This window comes from Chryseobacterium sp. Leaf201 (assembly GCF_001421435.1).
In the GTDB taxonomy this organism is placed as follows: Bacteria; Bacteroidota; Bacteroidia; order Flavobacteriales; family Weeksellaceae; genus Chryseobacterium.
The window spans coordinates 39,960-60,400 of sequence record NZ_LMKA01000052.1 but is presented as its reverse complement, the minus strand read 5'-3'; the positions used below and the strand labels follow the sequence as shown (position 1 = coordinate 60,400).

Below are 20,441 nucleotides of genomic sequence, written 5' to 3'. Positions count from 1 at the left end.
CGCCCCGGATTGAACGGCATGTCTGAGCTCTTTTTGTAAGCTTCGGATAATGTGGCAGGCACAAAAAAGCGAGTAGTGAAAGCCGGAAATGTGCGCCAAAAGCCTATCCTCCTGTTGAGAAGCTCTCAAAAGTAGTCATGCCGCCATCAACGAAAATACTGGCTCCGGTGATATAGTCTGCAAAGTCGCTTGCCAGAAAAACAGCAAGGTTCCCGATATCCTGCGGCTGACCGATCCTGTTGTAGGGAACTAAGGTCATGAGTGAATTTAATGCATCGGGAGTGCTCCAGGCATCTTTATTGATGGGTGTCTGAATGGCACCGGGACAGATGGAATTAACACGGATTTTATCGGCTCCGTATTCCTGCGCCAGCGTCTGCATCAACATTCTGATTGCCCCTTTACTCGCAGCATAGTTGGCATGTCCTGCCCATGGAATAACTTCGTGCACCGAACTGATATGGATAATTTTTCCGCAGGCAACGGAGCGAGAAGGATCGATTCCGCGGCGGAGAAATTCTTTAATGGCCTCTCTTGCACAGAGAAACTGGCCGGTAAGGTTGATGCCGATCACGGTATTCCACTGGTCGAGGGTCATTTCAGTAAATTTGGCATCTTTCTGAACACCTGCATTGTTAACCAGGATATCGACAGTCCCGAGCTGTGAAACCACGTCCTGAAACATTTTTACCACCTGGTCTTCTTTGGAAACATCACACTGACAGACTATTCCTTTTCCGCCTGCTTCGGTAATTTCTTTGAGAACGGCTTCGGCTTCTGCGGCTGACCTTTCTGAGGAATGGTTAATAACAACGGTTGCGCCGGCCGAAGCCAGTGATTTTGCGATTCCGGAACCGATTCCGCTGGAGCTTCCTGTAACTACAGCGACCTGATTTTGAAGAGAGATTTCCATGTTTTATGATTTGAATTACCTGAGTTTAGAAGAAAGGATCACGCCAAACATAAAAATACGGATTAAAAATTTCTTAAAGTTTTTATGCATCAGATATTGCAGCCCGTTTCTGCCGGTTTTGGTCCGGCCTCCGTCATGATACCCTGCTTTACAGTACAGTTCGTAAGCAGAACTGTTATCATGGTTTACCGCCAGGACAATTTCATTGCATTCTTTAAAATTTTTACGCACGAAAGCATCGATCTGCAGCATGACGGCTTTCCCTATTCCCTTCCCCTGAAACTCCGGATTAACGGATAGAGAACGCAGCAGTACGGAATTCGGGTTGTCTGTTGCATCAAGCTTATCATCACCGAAATCCAGGGTAAAAAAACCGGCAGGCTTTTCATTGCTGAAAACGGTAACGGCAAATTCCAGACCGGTATTCCTTTCTGAGATTCTCTTCAGTGCAGATGCCGCAGTGGAAGTATATCCTGCCTGGATCTGATCCAGCGGATAATTTACTCCGTTAAAATCTTTTTCGCTGTAAAACTGCAGGCTCACCATAGGTTAATGATAGATATCTTCATACATAACGCCCGCACGGATTTCTACCGGCAGCCTGTTTTCTTCAGGCACAACCGGACAGTTGTAATCATAAGCATTATAGGCACAGTAAGGATGGTAGGATTTATTAAAATCCAGCACAATGAGATTGCCTTTCGGGATGGTAAGGTCAAGGTATTTTCCTCCGCCGTAGGTTTCTTTTTCATTGGTCAGATCCCGGAAAGGCAGGAAAAGGTAATTTCTGTATTTTGCCTGTTTTATCAAATCCAGGCTTTGGTATAGGGTTAACGTATATGATTTTCCTTCTAAAGTAAATGTGGCCTTGCCGTATTCCCGGTACGGTTTTGTTTTGCCGGATGAAGTGGGAAGACCAAAAGGTTCTGCATTTTCTGTTTTTAAAAGTTTTGCCGTAACCCTGTATTTTAAATCAACCGGAAAGAACGGGTGCGCTTTAAAATTCGTGAAATGATCTCCCCGCAGAGGCGTTTCTTTCGGATCCAGATATTCTTTGTTCAGTGCTTTCTGAAACTTTTCTACTTCCAGCTTTTCTTTTGAGGCTTTCTGGGCAAAGCTTATTATCGGGAACAGCAAAAAGATGAACAGGTAATTTTTCATTGATGGAACGTGTTAACTTTGATTTTTTGAATATGAACTTCAGCAGCGTTGAATGTTTTATCAGCAATCATTCATTTCATAGTTTACCTGGTCGTACCATTCTTCGTAAGGCTTCAGGGTTTTGCTGTTGACCGGAGCTTTTTTTAGGGTTACATTCAGTTTCTTGTTTCCGTCCGGTGAAATCCAATAGCCGGTAAGATTTTCACCATTTCTTTTCACACTGATGATTCCAGTGATTCCTCCTTCCACCATGACCAGCTTATTTTCTTCATCGTCTGAAATTTCGAGATACAGCCATTCGCTTGCATTATCATATTTATACATGCCGCTGTAATGCGTAGTCGGGCATCCGGATATTTCTTCAACAAGGTATAATGTTACCGGGTATTTATCGATGTTACCTTTATAAAGATGCTTTTTAATTTCCTGTGCCGATGTATTTCCAAAGAAAAATATCATCATTAGAAAAGACAGAATTTTGATTTTCATATTTCGTTTTTTTGATTGAGCCGGCTTGGATGGGTTAATAAGATTCAGAAATCTTCACGCGGTAAATATCTGAAGAATTTCGTTTGATTGATTCTACAAAAAATCCGCCTTCTTCAGGGATGACTTCTTTCAGATCAAAACTTTTACAGTCTTTCGGGAGACCTGAAAAAACGAGGGTGAACCAAAAGTCTCTCATAAACGGAACGGGTGTCCAGTTCGGGTAAATGGTAATGTTTTCCGCATGAATGAGGCGGCTTTTGTGCTCCGACTGGTTATCATAAAGATAAGTGGTATTCCAGATCCTGATCAGGTTCCCCAAAAACGGTGATGCCGGAAAACAGCAATGGACAATGACCTGCTGCTCCTCTTCTATTTTTGCCTGAAGGGATTCTAAGAGTTCTTTTACAATAACCGGTTTTACAAGGGTATCAGACATCTTAATTTTAATGATAAGTAATGGGTAATAAGTAATCTGTAAAGATAATTGATTATCACCCATTGCTCATTACAGGGGTTTAGTATTCAAGTTTTAATTTTTCCTTTGTATAGTTCCTCACTTTTTCTGTAAGCTCAGGATTTGCAGAAAGCTTCTGACCGTAGGAAGGGATCATCTCCACTAATTTTTCTTTCCATTCCCCGTGCAGTTTTTCAGGAAAGCACCTTTCAAGGACATTCAGCATGGCATAGACTGCCGTTGATGCACCGGGAGAAGCACCTAAAAGGGAAGCAATGGTTCCGGCTTTATTGACCACCACTTCAGTACCGAACTCCAGCTTGCCGCCTGCTTTTTCATCTTTTTTGATGATCTGCACCCTTTGTCCGGCCACTTTCAGTTCCCAGTCCTCTTCTCTGGCATCTTTAACAAACTCCCTGAGGTGCTGTATCCGCTGGGCTTTGTTCATGGCTACCTGCTGAACCAGGTATTTTGTCAGCGCAATATTATGCCACCAGGCCCCGAAAAGAGATTTTATGTTTTTTGTATTGACACTTTCAGGAAGGTCAAGATAGCTTCCTTCCTTCAGAAATTTTGTTGAAAATCCGGCAAAAGGGCCGAACAGTAAGGCTTTCTGGCCGTCAATAATCCTTAAATCCAAATGCGGAACAGACATAGGAGGCGCATCAACAGTCGCCTGGGTATATACTTTCGCCTGATGTTTCTCTACCAGTTCCTGATTGTGGGTAACCAGCCACTGTCCGGAAACCGGGAACCCTCCGTAGCCCTCGCTTTCTTTGATATCGGAACTTTCCAGCAGCGGCAGTGCGTAACCGCCTGCACCGATGAAAACGAAGCCGGCTTCCACTTCCTGCTTATGGTTGTTGATCCTGTCTTTCACCTTCATTTCCCAGGTTCCGTCTTCTTTCGGATCAATGTCTTTTATTTCATGGTAGAGGAAAACCTCCACATTGGAATCTTCCAGCAGGTGCCTGCCCATTTTTCTGGTCAGGGTCCCGAAATTAACGTCTGTACCCAGATCCATTTTTGTAGCCGCCATCACTTCTGAAGGATTTCTTTTGCTCATTACCAGTGGAATCCATTCTTTCAGCTTTTCATGATCGGTAGAAAATTCCATTCCTTTAAACAGAGCAGAACCGGACATGATTTCATGACGCTTCTTTAAATATTCAGCATCTTTTTCACCGAATACCAGGCTCATGTGCGGACATGAATTGATAAAGTCTTTGGGCTCGTGGATATATCCTTTGGTAATTAAATAAGACCAGAACTGTTTGGAGATCTCAAACTGTTCGGCAATGCTTTCCGCTTTGGAAATATCTATGGTTCCGTCAGGCTTTTCAGGCGTATAATTAAGTTCACAAAATGCAGAATGCCCTGTTCCTGCATTGTTCCAGGCTGCGGTGCTTTCCTTGGCAAACCTGCCCAGTCTTTCAAATATGGCAATATCCAGATCCGGATTAAATTCATGTAATAAAGTAGCTAAAGTGGCACTCATGATTCCGCCACCGATAAGAACAACGTCGTATTTCGGTTTCGGCGTTCTGCTTGTAAGCGATTGTGACATAATTTAAAATTTAAATATGATATCAAATTTCGTGAAAAGTTCTCAGAGTAAAGACTTGTTTAAAAAGTTTAACAATCTTATTTTATATGAACCTTGATATAGCTTATGGAGTACAGGCAAAGCCATTAAGGCGTAAAATCTCAACCCTTATTCCATCCGGAATAAAGAAAACACCATTAAGTAACGGTTTTAAACGTCAGATGCAAATTCTCTAAACAGTCCGGCCTGCCTGAATTAATTTAGTTTTGTTGTGAGTTTTTTGTATTGCTTTTCTGCATTTTTCCCTTCATACAGGATTCCGTAGATGGTATCGATAATCGGAAGGGCGAGCCCTTTTTCTTTGGATGTCTTATAAATGGAATCCGCCGCATAATATCCTTCTGCCACCATGTTCATGGACTGAATTGCAGATTTCACCGTATAGCCTTTCCCGATCAGATTTCCGAGGTTCCTGTTTCTTGAAAACAATGAATACGCTGTTACGAGTAAATCCCCTAAATAGGCACTTTCATTCACGTCCCGCGGTGCTTCATAGATGGCTTCAAGGAAAGTCTCCATTTCCCGGATGGCATTTGAAACGAAAACAGCCGTAAAGTTGTCTCCGTATCCAAGGCCGCTGGCGATCCCGGCTCCGATAGCGAAAATATTCTTAAGAATTGCACTGTACTCGTTTCCTAAGATATCTTTGCTGGAACGCATCTTGATAAAATCAGAATTGAATATGTCTACCAGTTTCTGGGAAGTTTCTTCTTCTACGGTAGCAACCGTAAGGTAGGAAAGCCTTTCCATGGCTACCTCTTCGGCGTGACACGGCCCGGCAATCACCGCCTGGTTCCTGAACCCGATCTTGAATTCATCTCTCAGGTAATGGGCTACCACATCGTTTACTTTAGGGATAATCCCTTTAATGGCAGAAACAAAAATCTTATCTTTGTACTCACAGGTCATATTATCCATCATATCAGAAAGATAGATTGACGGCGTGGCCAGCACAATGGTATCACAGGCAGATACCAGCTCATTGATATCGGTAGTCAGCTTTAAATTTTTAAGGTTAAAATTAACTGCCGTAAGATATGTCGGATTATGGCCTCTCTGCTCAATGGCTCCTTTTACATATTCATTTCTTACGCACCAATGCACTACTTTACAGTTTTCAACAAGCATTTTTACAATAGCCGTTGCAAAACTTCCGCTCCCGACAACCCCTACCGCAACATCATTTTTGCTTTTTTTCGTATTCGATTTAGATTCTGTATCCGTTTTCTTTTTAGCCATGATAGAAAATATGAATTGCAAATATATTAAAACAAAGATTGAAGCATGCCTTTCGATGCATGATAAAATCTGGTTTCGGATAAAATTAATATTTAATCACAATTAAATATCTAATTCCCCGTTATTTACTTAAATACTTAAAGTGTTGTTAAAAATATGCCATAAAGTATATTTTTAATTAAATTTGCAGGCTTAAACCGTTTTGTAATATACTAAGAGAAGAAAAATGAAAAACTTTCTAAGCAGCAAAAGGAACATAAACATCCTTCTGGGAGGGCTTTTATCAGTAGTTTTTGCACAGGGCATGTTCATTGCCAAACTGTATTCTGAAAAAGACGATAAAAATTATGAAGTAAATCTTGTTAAAATAAATACTGAAAAAGACAGTGTTGATTATTTAAAAATGAAAACGGATCTTACTTTGGTAGATCAGACGGTTACAGAACTGAATTCTTTCCTGAAATCCAAAGATGTGCCCAGCGAAAGACTGACGATCCTGAGTAAAGACAGTATTTCCAATTCCATTTACCTGGCCAAGCAGGCCAACCGGTACAGCCAGTACCTGATGGACCTTCAAAAAAAACTGATGCAGGTACCTCTGGGAATGCCTACTGAAGGATATATTTCATCAAATTTCGGGATCCGAAAGAATCCGATCCCTTTTAAAACCGTTTTGGCCTCTGTAAAGTCCACTCCGGGGAATACACCAAAGCCTGCCGCGGCTCCTGCTGTTCCGGAAGTAAAGGCTGAACCGGTAGAAAGAATTATTGAGGTTACCGACAGTTATGGCGAGAAAAGACAGGTCAAGGTGATGGTAACGCCGAAAGCGGCTCCTGCAACTCCTGCTCCTGCAGCTCCATCAACAAAAAATACAGCAGGCAGCAGTGCGGAAAAACCGGCAGAAAGGAACAATCCTCCGGCGGAAGCGGACCAGATGCAGTTTCATAAAGGACTGGATATCGCAGTGCCGTTCGGTTCAGATGTGGTGGCAACGGCTGCCGGAACAGTCATTTTCTCAGGCCAGAAAGGCGGTTACGGAAACTGTGTGATCGTATCCCACGGAAACGGACTGGCAACGCTTTACGGACATTTGTCCCAGCTGGTGGTTAAAGTGAACGACAAGGTAAAAGTGGGACAGGTAATTGCCAAATCAGGAAATTCCGGACGCTCTACAGGCCCGCACCTTCATTATGAAGTGCATAGAAACAATACGCCTGTAAACCCGAAACTGTTTATGAATTTATAAGAGATTAAATGATTATATTGAGCAATTACGGCGGCCTCGTTCAGAACGAGGCCGCCGTAATTTTTTAAGCCGATTCTAAAAAGATTTAATAGGCCGCTGTAAAACGCTCACGGATATGATTATTCTGCTCCAGTTCATCTACCAGTGCTACCGCAACATCTTCTACCGAAAGCACGCTTCGTCCGTTTTCATCAAATACCGGATTTTCAAGGGCTGTCCTGTAGCTTCCTGTTCTTACGCCTGCCGTTCCGGGATGCATTTCGATAGCCGGGCTGAAGAACGTCCAGTCCAACGTATTGTTTTCTTTAATTTTGTTCAGGTAATCTCTTGCGGCAGTAGCTCCCGGTTTGATATCGGCAGGGAAATCCGGACCGTCAACCAGTTGTTTTCCGTCAATGAACAGACTGCCTGCCCCGCCAACGGTAATGAATCTTTTTACCCCTGACTGTTCCACTGCTTTTTCAATATTCACGGAACCGTTCAGGAAATCATCATACAGGTTTGGATTGGTCCAGCCTGCATTGAATGTACTGATGACCGCATCATTCCCTTTTAAAGCTTCCGCTAATTCCTCAACATGGTTTACATCAACACTCTTTGCCGTTACTTTTTCATTCTGCTGAACTTTTGAGGCATCCCTTACGACCGCTTCCACTTCGTATCCTCTGTCTGATAATTCTTTAACTACCTGTGTACCCACAAATCCTGTGGCTCCGATTACTGCTACTTTTTTCATAATTTTTTATTTAAATTAATTGTAATAATTTTTGTTACATTTATAATCAAAAAAATTTAACTGAAATGATCTGTAAATTCTTTAAGGGTTTTATTTCCAAGAAATTGTATAACCAGCTGATCTGTTTCCTTAAACAGGTCGTTTAAATGATTATTGATTTCTTTTCCGACCGGGCAAAGCGGATTGAGCTTCTGGTTCTTTTTACCTAAGACATCCGTATTTTTCACCGCAGCATAAATCTCCGCAATCGTAATGGCCTCCGCATTTCTGGATAGCTGACTTCCACCTTCTTTTCCCTGTCTGCTGATCACCAAACCGGCTTCTCTCAGAACACTCAGTTCTTTGCGTACCATTACAGGATTAATGTTAATGCTTCCTGCCATCCATTCAGAGGTAAGCCAATCCTGCGGGCTGTCCGCCAGGAGTGTCATGATATGTACTGCTGTTGCAAATCTTGTGTTACTCATCTTGATTACCCGACAAAGGTAAATAATTTTTTAATTGTAACAAAATAAATTACAGTTAAGATTTAACTGTAATTTATTTCATTTTATTTTATTTAACCTTACTTTGTTTCTATGTCTACAATCTTCTTTCCTGCCTCGCCAAAGTATTGATTGATCAGGGCTTCATAAACGGTATATCCGTTTTCAACATTGGTGAAAATGACAATGCCCTGTTTTGTTTCGGGCAGAAGAAAAGCAATAGTATTGACACCTTTATCGGAACCGCCGTGGGAAAGGGCGATCTCATGGTTTTCCAAGTCATATATTTCAAAGCCAAGCCCGAAATATTTATCGTTTTTGATCTTAACCTGCCTGGTTTTCACCGCTTCAAAAACGGCTGGTGACAGCAGGTCGTCGTTATTCAGTACAGCTACTAAAAATTTACCGTAATCTTCTACCGAAGTGATGAGATCATCTGCTGCATTCGCTGTTTTATTCTTTACCGTTTCATAAGGTTTCCCATTTCTGTCGTAACCTGTAACCATTCTTTCCGAGTCTTTTTTCTCTTTCCAGACATAGCTGGTGTCATTCATATTCAGAGGCTGGAAGATAAGTTCTTTTGCCAGCTGTTCCAGGCTTTTATGGAATTTGTTTTCGATTGCTTTCCGAAGATATTCAAAACCTTCTCCTGAGTATTGGTAGCGGGTTCCGGGATTAGATTCAAAACTTAACGTATTATCTTTACGCTGCCATCTCCAGTTCGGGAAACCGGTCTGGTGGCTTAAAACCAATTTTGTGGTTAATTTTTTATGCCGGGGATCCTTGGCAAGATCAGGATCCGTCCAGTAATGATAAAGCGGTTCATCAAGGCTCCATTTCCCGAGGCTTACCAGCCGTAGGGCAACCATTGCAGTTATCGGTTTGGTTAAAGACGCCACATTAAAAAGACTGTTGTAAGGTGCCGCTGCTTTGCCGTCAAGCGTTCCGTATACTTTTACCTGTGTCAGTTTACCACCTTCTATAATGCCCAATCCTAAAGTCGGAATGTTGTTATTCTTCATCAATTGTTCGAGAGGGTCTGTAATTTGTGCCTTATCCGGCTGTTGGTGATCATAGCTGAGGACATTACTCATCATCCAGTTTCCATCCTTTTTCACCCAGACCGTCGTGAATCTTGCCCGGCCTCCCAATACATCTTCCTTATTCCTTTCCCGGATATAAAACTGATGTTCCCCGGACTGTACCGCACCATACAGATTCCCGTTATTATACAGAGGGAAAACCTCCAGGCTGCTTTCTATTACTTTACGGATGGGCTTCTGATCAGGATTGGAACAGATATTCTGTCTTGTTCTCTCGAGAAATAATTTTTTATCCTGAAAACCGCCTTTGTCATGGTAAAACTTAAGATCTCCGGCTACTGATTTTTCCAGGTAGGTCATATCACAGTTATTGAAGCCGCGCTCAAAAAAGAGGCTGTCCTGTTTTTTCAGTTCAATAAATAAAGGTGAGTTTTTATCAATTTGGGCTTTCAGGCTCCCGATGAAAAGGAAGAAAATAAAGATGCTGATGCAGGTATGTTTTGTCATTGGATTATTTTTGGCAAAGATTCAGAAATAATTAAATAAAGCCTGAAAATTTAACCTGACAAAGACCTGACAATTGCCTGCCAGGTTTATATGATGCTGAAATTCAGCTTATAGAAAAGTTTCTGTTTCCTGTCTATTTCATATGCATTTCTTAGGATTATGTATATATTGGCAAGGGTCAGCAGGATCATGGTGATGAGAACAGAGTTCGACCCAAGCTTAAGAAAAGCGACCATCATAAAAATAACCGGCGAAATGACGGCCAGGAATATCTGGAGGGAAATAATCTGTTTTGCTATTGAAGATTTCTGTTTTGTGAAAAACATCACCAATAACGGCAGCAGGAAATTAGCAACCGGGAACCACGCAAAAGGAAGCGAAGAAATATTAATCATTTTAACCTGAGTGTAGTTAACAGGCCTTTCTTTTTCTCCTGCAAGAACAGGCTCTTCAGCTTTTATTTCTATCTCTGCCGGAATATCCTGAGCCAATAACTCTTTTTCAGTGATGTTAAGGCTTAAGGCCAAAGTTTTCAGCGTGTACCCTTTAGGATCGGCTCCTGCTTCAATCCGCTGAATCGTCCTGACGGAAATACCTGACTTTTCGGCCAGTTCTTCCTGGGTGAGGTTCTGTTCTTCCCTGATTTTTTTTAATTCTGACATCCGTAACAATAATCAGCAGCAAATGTACAGATTCAGACGCTTTTAACCTCCGGTTTAAATAAAAATCCGGTTTTATTCCTTCCCAGACTATAAGATCAGCTTATCCAGATCAAGAAGCAGGTAATTGATATTCTGATTGATGGTGCGTGTTGCCGACTGCATCTGGTTCAGCATAGCCGCCCTGTTGTGCAGGTCACCGGAACGGTAATATCCTCCGTCACTGAAAATAACGGAACGGTCCGCGGCGTTCTGATCATCATCAAACTGATAATGCAGCCACCGCTGTTTCATGCTGCTGATAATGGAATGTTTTTCTTTGTTTGAAAATTTCTTTTCTGTATACATATACCAGATAAAAGGCGGGAAATTAAGGGATTCCAGTTTTTCTTTCCAGATGTCCCTCAATAAATTCCTCTGGTGGATGAATTCCACTTTTTTTCCTTTGGGATTGAAGGTAGCCAGACCGAATCCTGCACCCAAGGCACCGCCGCCGATATCAATGGCACTGCTCCATGCATCATCTTTCACAATTCCGCCTGCGATGGATGCGGCCGCTCCCGTGACAATGGAATATAGGATCAGTCTGTTATTCCTGGAATCATTCAGGTTATCCACATAATTGCCGATCTGTGCCACCCGCTCCCCTTCACAGTCAAATTCTGCGGCTACTGCATCCAGTTCCGTCAGAGCAATGGTTATTTTGCTGTTGATCCTGCTTTTGAGCTGTAAAACTTTTACCTGGGAGGCAAGGGAAGTGTCTTTTTTAAGCTCCATGATTTCATGAACCTCATCCAGATTATCCAGGGCATTTAAAATCAGGATGCTCTGGTCAGAAAAGTTATCCGTCAGTTCACGGTTGGCCGCAATAATGGAATCTGAATTGTAAGACGGTATTTTATCTGAATAATTGTATTTAAAGGGCGCTTTGCAGTAACTGTCCCTTAAAGTAAGGATATTCTGCCTGATGGCCTGGTTTTTCCTGGAAATACAGGAAGTCAGCACACAGAGGGCCGTTAAAATGCAAATCAGCTTTTTCATTTCATTGTATTTTATCAATCAGCAATACAGGTTTAATTCTGTTGTGATTACTCAACTGTTTTTAATTAATCTCCTGACTAAAATACGGAAATAAAAAAATTTACCCGGATTCCGGGTAAATTTTAAGCTATTTTTAAGGTGGGTTTATTTAATTTCCAGCAACTCAACTTCAAAAACAAGGGTACTGTTCGGCCCGATTTCCTTGCTGATCTGCTGATCTCCATACGCTAAATGCGGCGGGATAATCAGTCTCCATTTGCTTCCTGCAGGCATCAGCTGTAAAGCTTCCGTCCATCCTTTAATTACTTTATTCAACGGGAATGAAGCGGGAGTTCCTCTTTTCACAGAACTGTCGAAAACTTTTCCGGAAATCGTGGTTCCGTGGTAGTGGCATTTTACGGTAGACCTCGGGCCCGGCTTTTCTCCGTCTCCTTCTTTGATGATCTCATACTGAAGTCCGCTTGGCAGCTGAACCACAGTTTCACGCTTGCCATATTCTTCCATGTACTCTTTACCGTCATTCAGGTTCTTTTCTGCCTGCTCTTTTTTACGCTTAAATAACATATCTGCTACGCCCATAATTGATATTTTTTACAAATATAGCATTTTTTAAGGCGTAACGATGAATGCTGCAAAGTGAGAACTTTTCAATCTAAGACTGCTTTATTCTGCCTAACCTTTTTGTTTTCAGAATTTTAAACTTAAATCCGTTAACCATAAACCTTTATTGTTGAGAAAGTTCAAATATCATTAATACTGTATTAACACAGTTTCAAAAACTTGGCGTTATAATTGGACTCAAAAACTAAATGCCAAATCCATTAAAATATAATAAGGAATACGATAAGCTGACTGCAGACGAAGAAAAACTTCTTGAAATTAATAAAAAAAGTATTTCAGATTTCGTTGAACAGTCACCCACGACAAGTGACGTTAACTACGCCACCCGGAATGCCCATGCAAAGACCTATGCGGTTGTAAAAGGCAAATTTCTAATTGCCAAAAATATTCCTGAGGAATTCCAGCCTTTTTTTGATGATGAAAAATATGATTTAACGATCAGGTTTTCCAATGCGCACCTTAAGGTTACGCGTGGCAGAAAAGATATTCCTGCATATGGATTTGCCGTTAAAATAAAGGACAACAACGGTACGCTCATTGCGAATTACCCTTTGGTTAATTTTCCTTTATTCCCGATCAACTCGGTAAGTACTTTTTTAAAACTGTTTACTTCGGTGAACCAGTTCTTTGTTAAAAAATGGAGTTCCTTTTCCCTGATGCTGCAGATTATCAAAGTCATCCCTTCTACGTTTACCGCTTCTTTTGTGAAGAATATAATTAAGCTCTGGAACAAAAGGAATGATTTTCTTTTATCATTCGACTTCCATTCTGTCGGGGTATACCGCCTGGGAGACCACATGATGAAGATTAAACTGAAACCGCAGTCTGTGGACAGGCATTTCGGGAAGAAACTGAAAGTGAAGGATGCAATTGAAAATTATTTAACGAACCAGGATTTTACCGCTGATGTTCTGATCCAGATCTGCTACGATTTAAAAAACCAGCCTGTCAATCAGCTGAATGTGGAGTGGAAAAAGTCGCCTTATATAAAAATCGGGGAAGTGAAAACTGACAGGAATTCACTTCTGGATGCTAAAGCCTGCGATAACGAAATGCTGTCATTCAATCCTTTTGAAAACAAGCTTTTTTTTCAGCCTGTAGGGAAAATCCAGAAACTGAGGGATGAAGCGTACAAAGTTTCAATCCAGACCCGGCGTAAGATCAATAAGCTGCTGAAATACGAACGGTAACCATTCATTACTTACCTATTCGATCAATCAGATTCAGTCATAAATAAAAAAAGGCTCTACATATATTGTAAAGCCTTTCTATTTAGTAGTTTATTGTCCGAGTTTTTGCTGCCCGTCATCTTCTTTTTTATCAGGGAACATAATTGATAAAAGAACGGAAATGACCAGAACCCCACCTACAATTCCCAATGAAACCGGAGACGGAATATGAATCCACGGTGCAATAAGCATCTTTATACCGATAAAAGTAAGGATCACGGCCAGACCGTAAGGCAGCTTGCTGAACATGTGGATAAAGTTTGCCAGCAGGAAATACAGTGACCTTAATCCTAAAATCGCAAAAATATTGGATGTGTAAAGGATAAAAGGGTCATTGGAGATGGCAAAGATCGCAGGGATGGAGTCCACCGCAAAAAGCACATCCGTAAATTCAATTACTGCAACCACTACCAGAAGCGGCGTTGCCATTTTAACTCCGTTCTGAACGGTGAAGAACTTATCTCCGGCATAATTATCAGAAACTTTCCAGAATCTTTTAATCAGCCTTGCTCCTGCGGTATTGCTGTAGTCTTCATCTTCATCACCGTCACCACCTCCCCAGGATTTAATTCCGGCATACACCAGGAACAGACCGAACAGCGCCATGACAACGTTAATCTTCACTGCATGCCCGAAAATATTCATTTCAGGAAGATAGGTCAGATTGATTAAACCCACTCCCGCAAAGATGAATATTGCCCTGAAAATCAGTGCCCCGATAATCCCCCAGAAAAGAACCTTGTGGTGAAGGTATTTCGGGACTTTAAAAAACCCGAAAACCAGGATGAATACAAACAGGTTATCTACCGAAAGGGCTTTCTCAATCCAGTACGCCGCCTGATATTGGGTAAATTTCTCTACTGCCAGCGCATGACTTTCCGGACCTATATCTGAATTATAAACCCAATAGACCACTCCGGAAAAAACCATAGACAGCGAGATCCATACAATTGACCAGATGGTGGCTTCCTTAGAGGAAACTTCATGACTCTTTTTGTTGAAAACCCCTAAATCCAGGAGCAACATGATAACAACTGTTACCGCAAATCCCCAAACCAGACCGGGATGAAGATCTAAAATACTTTGATGTGTGTCCACTTTCTAATGTGCTTATGATACATAAAAGCAATAGCTGTACAACAGACAGTTATTGCTGATTTTTGATATTTAAATTTTATCAGGGGTAAAACCGGATTAAGCCTGTTTATCCCGATATCTATTTAACCGTTTGTATGTCTACAGATACCTCTGCTTTACAGTTTCAACAGTCTCCTCCAGTTTCCTGTCTTTTGTAGGATCTCCTACGGCATTGAACTTCCACTCTCCATTTTTCTTGTAGAACACGCCCATTACCATTGCTACATGACCTTTGAAAGAAGCATCATTGGCAATATCATATTTAGCGAAAACTTCTCTTACATTGGTAGGCGTTCCTTCGTAAATCCTGATTGACGCGAAAGGAATAGTCCCGAAATCCTGTCCTTTATAGCTGTTCAAAACCAAAGCAACATGTTCAACACTGGAATCCAGACCGCTGAAATCTACGGTAATTACTTCATTGTCAAGCCCGTCATCCCCGTTTACGTCACCTGTTAAATCATCCCCGCTGTGCTTTACAGATCCGTTTTTGGATTTCAGGTTGCCGAAGTAGACTACTTCCGTGGCATTTTTATTTGAATCGTATAAAATACAGCTTCCGTCAAGATCCACAGCTTCTTTTGAAGTTCCTCCGAAGAAGCTTTTTTTCTCTATTGCTCCCCAGTTGATCCCTACACAAGCCTGCGTAAGCGTTGTTCCGTTTTCTTTTGTCAGGTTGATCCTCTGACCTTTCTGTAAGTTAATCGCCATTATTTTTATGTTTAGTATTATTATTCTGCAAAACCGCTCGTCAGCTTTAAATTTAATGTCTTACGGTTTCACGATTTGGGTTCATTGTTAATTATTCAGGTTTAAATTCAGCATCGCACGAAGGATATTGGTTTCTTCATTGATGTCGAATATCCTGCTCATGATGTCTACATTTTCCAGGTTCCTCAGATAATCCTGCAAAACGGTGATCACCTGGTCCGGCAGCATTCTTTTTCTTTCCCCGATGGTTTCCTCCAGCTTCTGGTTTTTGTTCCGCAGCTGCTGAACGAGGGTCTGCCGGTTCGATTCATTGGGCATTGTATCCAGTTTCTCCAGTTTTTTGGGATCAATCAGGTACATCTTCCTGCCTTCAATATCAAATATAAAACAGTCATCGGTCTGAAACAGCTTAAACAGTTCATACTCATTCCCCGAGATATTGTACCCACAGACAAAACGGACCTTAAAGTTCTGGATATTAAGCCTTCCCAGTAATTTCCTTTCAATCTGATAATCATGGTACTGATATGCCGGAAATGAACCGGACTTCAGCAGTTCTTCATCCACCCCGGTCCTGTAAAATTCGGCTGCATACTTTTTATAGAAATACAGCACGTTTTCCCAGTTCAGCCGGAATTTATCTTCCGTAAGGTCTTTATACAGGTTTTTTAACTGGTTGGAAAATATACCGCTGTACATCCTCCGGTCTGTTTCAAAACCATCAGCCTGCTTTTCTTCAAAGCCTGAAATGTATTTGTTGTTGACATCAATTTCATTGATTACCGCCAGCATATCATTTTCCTTCTGCCTTTTAATCTTCGTCAGAAGTTCGATGAGGCTGTCGGTATACTGCAGGTGGAACAGCTCAAGCTTACTGTAATCAAGTGCCTTATTTTCCTGAAAAAGATGGTGTATAACATCGGTTTTAATATAGATCGAGATTATATCGGCATTTTCAAAAAAATTGGCAAGAAGCTTAAGTCTTGTTAATCTTCTTTTACTTTGGGACAGTATGTTTACAGCTTCATCATCCACCTTTTCAGGGTATTATTATCCTCTTACGTTTGCTTTCAGTTCGTGCTCCAGCGTCATCAGGTCCTGATCCAGCTTTCTTCTTCCTTCCGCTCCCTGCTTCTGGATCTGTTTTACTTCATTCAGGGTACTGATCAGTTTTGAAGTGGTCTCTCTCAAGGTTTCCACAGAAACTACGGTCTGTTCATTGGCTCTGGCTACATTGATTGAGTTCTGGCCCAGACGCTCTGCATTTTTCTTCAGGATTTCCTCTGTGGTGGCAGAAACCTTCTGCTGGATCTCAATGCTCTGCTGCTGCCTGTACATGGCCACGGCCAGTGAAAGCTGGTTTTTCCAAAGCGGCAGCGTGGTCGTTAAGATCGTCTGCGCTTTTTCGGCAATGGAAACGTTGTTGTTCTGTACGAGCCTGATCTGCGGAAGCGACTGCATCATGATAAGGCGTACCACTTTAAGGTCTGCCAGCCTGCGGTCCAATCTCGCGATGAAATCCCTTTTGTCTGCAATTTCATAATCCTGATAGTTCTGCGGAGCAGCCTCCATTGTTGCAAGCTCGGCCGCTGCTTTTTCCATCCTTAGGTTTCCGGCAATCACCAGTTCTTCAATCTGCTTGATCGCGTTCACATTGCTTTCAAAAATCGTCTGCAGTACGGCATTATCTTTTGTCGAAGTAATGATTCCCGCATTTACTTTGTAGGCAATCTGATCGATATTGTTGATGATCTTGTCATATTTCGCGAATAAATTCTCCACCTGCGTCATCAGCGTTTTCATGAACGGCAGCTTGCTTAGAAAGCTTTTGAACTTATTCTGGTTGAGTTCTTCAACATCCACGTAATTAAGCTCGACCAATAAATTATTGATCAGCTCTCCCACTTCTCCGGAATTGGAACGTCTTACATTCCCCAGGAAACTGTCACTCTGGTTGGAAAGTGTCCGCTGAAGATCAGCTCCGAAGTTTACGATTGATCCCGGGTTGGTTTCATCAATGGAATCTGCAAGCACTTCATATTTCCTGCGCTCTTCTACCTGTAACTGAGACAGGTTGACGTTTCCGTCCCGGTCTACCACTACCGGTGCAGACCCCTGATTAGCTGCCGGCACAGGCTGCTGCTGTGGTGCAGGCTCAAAGGTTTTAAGCGGTTCAATGGACTGAAGCGGGTCTATAGGTTGGTTAGGTTGATTATCCATAGTGATTATTGATACATTGATACAAATTTGTCAAGACCTTCTCGCTGTCCGCTTCCTACGGCCTCGAATTTCCATTCTCCGTTTCTGTTGTAAATTCTTCCGAACTCCACAGCGGTTTCAATGGAGAAATCTTCATCCAGTTCATATTTTAAGATCTCTTCATTGGTTTCGGTATTGAAAATCCTGATGAAAGAGTTTCTTACCTGCCCGAAATTCTGTCTTCTGGCATCTGCCTCGTGAATGGTTACCACGATCGTGATTTCCTTTACGGCATCATCAATTTTGGTTAAATCAATATTGATCTGCTCATCATCTCCTGATCCGTCTCCTGTAAGGTTGTCCCCTGTGTGAATAACCGCTTTGTCCGGAGACTCCAGGTTGTTGTAAAAAATAAAATGGTTATCTGAAACCAGTTTTTTATTTTCGTCCAGTAAAAACAGGGAAGCATCCAAATCGAAGCCTGTTCCTGTTGAGGTGTTGTTAATATCCCATCCTAATCCAACGGTGAATTTAGGAGCGTTTATATTTTCTCTCTGTCCTTTCTGTAAGTTAATAGCCATAATATAATTCAGTTTGTGTTAAAGTGTTTATATTGTTTTCGTAATCTTTTATTAAATGATAATTGTTGCTGATCGCCAGCTCAAGCAGGTGATCCATCTGTTCTTTTTTTACTTTAGACGAAAGATAGTCAAATTTACCTGATTCCAGGCCTAAAATATATTTTACAATCCTTGTATTGAACTGGAAACTGGGTTTCACCATCACTTCTGCAATATGTTCCACACTGTTCACAGCATAGTAATTAAAAAAGTTTTCAATCTTCGGATCGATATCAAAATTCATCAGTTCAGCATAGTACATAAAAAGGAAGTCCCCTTCTACGTTATACTGCTCCAGGATTTTATTTACGGTATACTCATGGCTTCCCGTTATTTTAATATCGTCTATAAAAATACAAAGTTTTCCCTTAAGAAAATCCCTGTCCAGGTAATAGGTGTCATTGGAAATTAAATTTTTCCGGTCTTCAAAACTCAGATTTCCATAATCTGTGGTATAGGTATGGTTTCTGTTGATTTTTGATAAGATGCTTGATTTCCTTCCTTTTTTAAACAGGTAAAAATCAAGATATTTCTTAAAGTAAAAACATAGAAAATTGGAAGCGGTAGGAATGGCCATGTAAGGGCTTGGCAACACTACGATTTCTTTTTCCGTATCCAAAAGGCTGCTGTGTTCGGCAACGAAGCCATTGAATAGTTCTTTGGCAAATTTCTCCGCGTACGCCTTGTCGCCATATTTAAAATAGCTGTATTCTTCCGGCGAAAAAGTGAACTCATCGGCCGAATGAATGGGATGTAAGCTGTATCTTCTGTTCATATTATTATAATATTGGGTGTTTGAGCAGGTGTGCATTAAAGCCGAAATCTTTTGCGCCCTTGTAATCTGCAACCGGGTTGTCTCCGATGTGCAGGATGCGGTGCAGATCCACCTCCTGGTTTTTAATCAGGGATTTCACTTCCCGGAATATCTGAGGGCTGGGCTTTGAGCAGTTCGTTTCATCGGAATATACATGGAAATCAATATACTGATCAAGATTTTCATTCATCAGGAATTTCCTCATCGTTCTGCCTTTGATAAAGCCTGTATTGCTCAGAATACTGATGGTTTTCCCCTGACTCCTTATTTCTTCAAAAAATTCATGTAAATTTTCGAAAATCACCACCGGCTTATATTCCAGAAACAGGTCTTCGCTTTTTTGGTAGAACCGGTTTAATTTCTCCTGGTCCAGTTGTTTAAGGTCCACATTTAATGAACCCAGGATCAGCAGATAAATTTCAAAAGTATCCACATTCCCGCCGATTACTTCATTGATGGTATTGCAGAGATCATCATAATATTTTACAGCTTTCGCTACTTTATCCATCGGTTGGTCAACCTCGAAAAACGAGGAAAACAGCTCCACTCTTTTTGCTTTGAATTCAGGATGGGATTTGATGAGGGTAAGCCACAGATCGAAGGAAAAATGCGAATGACTGCGGATGTCTATATCTGTTTTCAAAATCTTATAAGTTAAAGTTTCATTTAGCTTTTTCTTAGAAAAAATGAATTGATTTCAGGTTTGATCATTAGTTTTTTATCTGAATTTTACCAACTCTCCCCAAAGATAGAATTTTTAAACTTATGCTGATTTTTTTTAAGAATTATTTAAGATTTCCGCATATAAAATGAGCCTGTAAAAATGATGGCACCCGGTACATATATAATAACCAAAAAAGCAATTACATCCCATATAATTAATTAAAAGCCTTTAAATTTAAATACAACACAATATAAATACCACATATGATAATATTAGTGCTATTTCTAGCACACTAAATAAATAATTATTAAGAAAATCTCTTTATTATCATTTTTGCTTGCAGTACTTTTTGCTGCTGCACAAACCCCAAACTATATTCCGTCTTCCGGTCTGATTGCCTGGTGGAGATTTAACGGAAATGGCAATGACGCAAGCACCAACGGCAATACACTTACCGTAAATGGCGCAACACTCACTGCAGACAGGAACGGCAACCCCAATTCTGCATAGCTCCTAATCCGGCAACAGATTACATTCAGGCCAGTTTTCCAGTGAAAGGATCAAAATCCTATAAAATAACAGATATGAACGGCAGGCTTTTATCTGAAGGGAATGTGACTGACCAGGAAAAAATCAGTGTTTTACAATTGATCACAGGTGCTTATTTCATAGAAATAGAAGGCATAAAAAAACTGAAATTCCTTAAAAAATAATCCTAATAAACCAGCCCTTGTATATTCACCTCAGATGATCTGAGGTGATTTTTATTTATACGGCCATTAATTTTTAATCTACTGATTTTCAATTAATTTTTCAAAAATCCTGCTTTTTGCATTCATAAGTGTTTATTATTGTATTTTTCACATT

General features: G+C 41.0%; 24 protein-coding genes. 4 read left to right on the top strand and 20 right to left on the bottom strand.

The window, feature by feature from the left end:
• Window positions 1-103: 103 nt before the first annotated feature.
• From ASE55_RS04580 to ASE55_RS04550, 7 genes are all read right to left on the bottom strand, one after another.
• Complete coding sequence (locus ASE55_RS04580) at window positions 104-913, bottom strand: glucose 1-dehydrogenase (protein WP_056216087.1); 810 nt, start codon at window positions 911-913, stop codon at window positions 104-106.
• A 15-nt stretch (window positions 914-928) separates the two neighbouring features.
• On the bottom strand, window positions 929-1,459 hold the full coding sequence (locus ASE55_RS04575) for a GNAT family N-acetyltransferase (protein ID WP_082474346.1): 531 nt from the start codon (window positions 1,457-1,459) through the stop codon (window positions 929-931).
• 3 nt (window positions 1,460-1,462) lie between these two features.
• A complete protein-coding gene (locus ASE55_RS04570; RefSeq protein WP_056216086.1) occupies window positions 1,463-2,074 on the bottom strand; it encodes a DUF1684 domain-containing protein in 612 nt (203 codons plus the stop codon).
• Between the two features lie 60 nt (window positions 2,075-2,134).
• Entirely contained in the window at window positions 2,135-2,563 is a 429-nt protein-coding gene (locus tag ASE55_RS04565) for a hypothetical protein (RefSeq protein WP_056216084.1), read from the bottom strand.
• Between the two features lie 34 nt (window positions 2,564-2,597).
• A complete protein-coding gene (locus ASE55_RS04560) occupies window positions 2,598-2,999 on the bottom strand; it encodes a hypothetical protein (protein ID WP_056216082.1) in 402 nt (133 codons plus the stop codon).
• A gap of 79 nt (window positions 3,000-3,078) precedes the next feature.
• Complete coding sequence (mqo, locus tag ASE55_RS04555; protein WP_056216080.1) at window positions 3,079-4,584, bottom strand: malate dehydrogenase (quinone); 1,506 nt, start codon at window positions 4,582-4,584, stop codon at window positions 3,079-3,081.
• Window positions 4,585-4,818: 234 nt separating this feature from the next.
• Window positions 4,819-5,862 (bottom strand): NAD(P)H-dependent glycerol-3-phosphate dehydrogenase, encoded by a 1,044-nt coding sequence (locus ASE55_RS04550; protein WP_056216079.1) that lies wholly within the window; start codon window positions 5,860-5,862, stop codon window positions 4,819-4,821.
• A 226-nt stretch (window positions 5,863-6,088) separates the two neighbouring features.
• Here ASE55_RS04550 and ASE55_RS04545 point away from each other — a divergent pair, with 226 nt between their 5' ends.
• Complete coding sequence (locus tag ASE55_RS04545; protein WP_082474345.1) at window positions 6,089-7,108, top strand: M23 family metallopeptidase; 1,020 nt, start codon at window positions 6,089-6,091, stop codon at window positions 7,106-7,108.
• Window positions 7,109-7,193: 85 nt separating this feature from the next.
• Here the strand turns inward: ASE55_RS04545 and ASE55_RS04540 are convergent, their stop codons facing one another.
• The 6 genes from ASE55_RS04540 to ASE55_RS04515 form a co-directional block, all read right to left on the bottom strand.
• Window positions 7,194-7,844 (bottom strand): NAD(P)-dependent oxidoreductase, encoded by a 651-nt coding sequence (locus ASE55_RS04540; RefSeq protein WP_056216077.1) that lies wholly within the window; start codon window positions 7,842-7,844, stop codon window positions 7,194-7,196.
• A gap of 56 nt (window positions 7,845-7,900) precedes the next feature.
• On the bottom strand, window positions 7,901-8,311 hold the full coding sequence (locus tag ASE55_RS04535; RefSeq protein WP_056216076.1) for an Rrf2 family transcriptional regulator: 411 nt from the start codon (window positions 8,309-8,311) through the stop codon (window positions 7,901-7,903).
• Window positions 8,312-8,409: 98 nt separating this feature from the next.
• Window positions 8,410-9,879: a serine hydrolase gene (locus tag ASE55_RS04530; protein ID WP_056216074.1), complete on the bottom strand. Its 1,470-nt coding sequence runs from the start codon at window positions 9,877-9,879 to the stop codon at window positions 8,410-8,412.
• An 86-nt stretch (window positions 9,880-9,965) separates the two neighbouring features.
• Window positions 9,966-10,541, bottom strand: a complete 576-nt coding sequence (locus ASE55_RS04525) for a helix-turn-helix domain-containing protein (RefSeq protein ID WP_056216073.1) — start codon at window positions 10,539-10,541, stop codon at window positions 9,966-9,968.
• 87 nt (window positions 10,542-10,628) lie between these two features.
• The gene (locus ASE55_RS04520; RefSeq protein ID WP_056216071.1) at window positions 10,629-11,579 is read right to left on the bottom strand and encodes a hypothetical protein; all 951 of its coding nucleotides are present in this window, start codon (window positions 11,577-11,579) and stop codon (window positions 10,629-10,631) included.
• A 144-nt stretch (window positions 11,580-11,723) separates the two neighbouring features.
• Window positions 11,724-12,158, bottom strand: coding sequence for an FKBP-type peptidyl-prolyl cis-trans isomerase (locus ASE55_RS04515; protein WP_051349344.1), 435 nt, complete (start codon window positions 12,156-12,158; stop codon window positions 11,724-11,726).
• 230 nt (window positions 12,159-12,388) lie between these two features.
• On the opposite strand from ASE55_RS04515, the gene ASE55_RS04510 reads away from it, so the two are divergent.
• Window positions 12,389-13,390 (top strand): catalase, encoded by a 1,002-nt coding sequence (locus ASE55_RS04510; RefSeq protein WP_056216069.1) that lies wholly within the window; start codon window positions 12,389-12,391, stop codon window positions 13,388-13,390.
• A gap of 90 nt (window positions 13,391-13,480) precedes the next feature.
• Here ASE55_RS04510 and ASE55_RS04505 read toward each other — a convergent pair whose 3' ends face one another.
• The 7 genes from ASE55_RS04505 to ASE55_RS04475 form a co-directional block, all read right to left on the bottom strand.
• Window positions 13,481-14,527, bottom strand: a complete 1,047-nt coding sequence (locus ASE55_RS04505; RefSeq protein WP_056216067.1) for a TerC/Alx family metal homeostasis membrane protein — start codon at window positions 14,525-14,527, stop codon at window positions 13,481-13,483.
• A gap of 138 nt (window positions 14,528-14,665) precedes the next feature.
• On the bottom strand, window positions 14,666-15,277 hold the full coding sequence (locus ASE55_RS04500) for a TerD family protein (RefSeq protein ID WP_056216065.1): 612 nt from the start codon (window positions 15,275-15,277) through the stop codon (window positions 14,666-14,668).
• An 87-nt stretch (window positions 15,278-15,364) separates the two neighbouring features.
• Complete coding sequence (locus tag ASE55_RS04495; protein WP_056216063.1) at window positions 15,365-16,312, bottom strand: hypothetical protein; 948 nt, start codon at window positions 16,310-16,312, stop codon at window positions 15,365-15,367.
• A 15-nt stretch (window positions 16,313-16,327) separates the two neighbouring features.
• Complete coding sequence (locus tag ASE55_RS04490; RefSeq protein ID WP_082474344.1) at window positions 16,328-17,497, bottom strand: toxic anion resistance protein; 1,170 nt, start codon at window positions 17,495-17,497, stop codon at window positions 16,328-16,330.
• Between the two features lie 5 nt (window positions 17,498-17,502).
• Window positions 17,503-18,057 (bottom strand): TerD family protein, encoded by a 555-nt coding sequence (locus ASE55_RS04485; protein WP_056216061.1) that lies wholly within the window; start codon window positions 18,055-18,057, stop codon window positions 17,503-17,505.
• Window positions 18,047-18,871 carry a phosphoribosyltransferase family protein gene (locus tag ASE55_RS04480; RefSeq protein WP_056216059.1) on the bottom strand — a complete coding sequence of 275 codons (825 nt, stop codon included), beginning with the start codon at window positions 18,869-18,871 and terminating at the stop codon, window positions 18,047-18,049. The genes ASE55_RS04485 and ASE55_RS04480 overlap by 11 nt, the downstream gene beginning before the upstream one ends.
• A 4-nt stretch (window positions 18,872-18,875) precedes the next feature.
• On the bottom strand, window positions 18,876-19,553 hold the full coding sequence (locus ASE55_RS04475; protein WP_056216057.1) for an HAD family hydrolase: 678 nt from the start codon (window positions 19,551-19,553) through the stop codon (window positions 18,876-18,878).
• A gap of 354 nt (window positions 19,554-19,907) precedes the next feature.
• Between ASE55_RS04475 and ASE55_RS20280 the strand changes: the two genes are divergently transcribed.
• Together ASE55_RS20280 and ASE55_RS19820 are read left to right on the top strand one after the other, a co-directional pair.
• Window positions 19,908-20,084, top strand: a complete 177-nt coding sequence (locus ASE55_RS20280; RefSeq protein WP_157844630.1) for a hypothetical protein — start codon at window positions 19,908-19,910, stop codon at window positions 20,082-20,084.
• Window positions 20,081-20,287, top strand: a complete 207-nt coding sequence (locus ASE55_RS19820; protein WP_082474343.1) for a T9SS type A sorting domain-containing protein — start codon at window positions 20,081-20,083, stop codon at window positions 20,285-20,287. Before ASE55_RS20280 ends, ASE55_RS19820 begins: the two co-directional genes overlap by 4 nt.
• Window positions 20,288-20,441: the final 154 nt, after the last annotated feature.

Coding starts and splice junctions, on each gene's coding strand:
- ASE55_RS04580 (WP_056216087.1), bottom strand. CDS start 913: ATGGAAATCTCTCTTCAAAATCAGGTCGCTGTAGTTACAGGAAGCTCC.
- ASE55_RS04575 (WP_082474346.1), bottom strand. CDS start 1,459: ATGGTGAGCCTGCAGTTTTACAGCGAAAAAGATTTTAACGGAGTAAAT.
- ASE55_RS04570 (WP_056216086.1), bottom strand. CDS start 2,074: ATGAAAAATTACCTGTTCATCTTTTTGCTGTTCCCGATAATAAGCTTT.
- ASE55_RS04565 (WP_056216084.1), bottom strand. CDS start 2,563: ATGAAAATCAAAATTCTGTCTTTTCTAATGATGATATTTTTCTTTGGA.
- ASE55_RS04560 (WP_056216082.1), bottom strand. CDS start 2,999: ATGTCTGATACCCTTGTAAAACCGGTTATTGTAAAAGAACTCTTAGAA.
- mqo (WP_056216080.1), bottom strand. CDS start 4,584: ATGTCACAATCGCTTACAAGCAGAACGCCGAAACCGAAATACGACGTT.
- ASE55_RS04550 (WP_056216079.1), bottom strand. CDS start 5,862: ATGGCTAAAAAGAAAACGGATACAGAATCTAAATCGAATACGAAAAAA.
- ASE55_RS04545 (WP_082474345.1), top strand. CDS start 6,089: ATGAAAAACTTTCTAAGCAGCAAAAGGAACATAAACATCCTTCTGGGA.
- ASE55_RS04540 (WP_056216077.1), bottom strand. CDS start 7,844: ATGAAAAAAGTAGCAGTAATCGGAGCCACAGGATTTGTGGGTACACAG.
- ASE55_RS04535 (WP_056216076.1), bottom strand. CDS start 8,311: ATGAGTAACACAAGATTTGCAACAGCAGTACATATCATGACACTCCTG.
- ASE55_RS04530 (WP_056216074.1), bottom strand. CDS start 9,879: ATGACAAAACATACCTGCATCAGCATCTTTATTTTCTTCCTTTTCATC.
- ASE55_RS04525 (WP_056216073.1), bottom strand. CDS start 10,541: ATGTCAGAATTAAAAAAAATCAGGGAAGAACAGAACCTCACCCAGGAA.
- ASE55_RS04520 (WP_056216071.1), bottom strand. CDS start 11,579: ATGAAAAAGCTGATTTGCATTTTAACGGCCCTCTGTGTGCTGACTTCC.
- ASE55_RS04515 (WP_051349344.1), bottom strand. CDS start 12,158: ATGGGCGTAGCAGATATGTTATTTAAGCGTAAAAAAGAGCAGGCAGAA.
- ASE55_RS04510 (WP_056216069.1), top strand. CDS start 12,389: ATGCCAAATCCATTAAAATATAATAAGGAATACGATAAGCTGACTGCA.
- ASE55_RS04500 (WP_056216065.1), bottom strand. CDS start 15,277: ATGGCGATTAACTTACAGAAAGGTCAGAGGATCAACCTGACAAAAGAA.
- ASE55_RS04490 (WP_082474344.1), bottom strand. CDS start 17,497: ATGGATAATCAACCTAACCAACCTATAGACCCGCTTCAGTCCATTGAA.
- ASE55_RS04485 (WP_056216061.1), bottom strand. CDS start 18,057: ATGGCTATTAACTTACAGAAAGGACAGAGAGAAAATATAAACGCTCCT.
- ASE55_RS04480 (WP_056216059.1), bottom strand. CDS start 18,871: ATGAACAGAAGATACAGCTTACATCCCATTCATTCGGCCGATGAGTTC.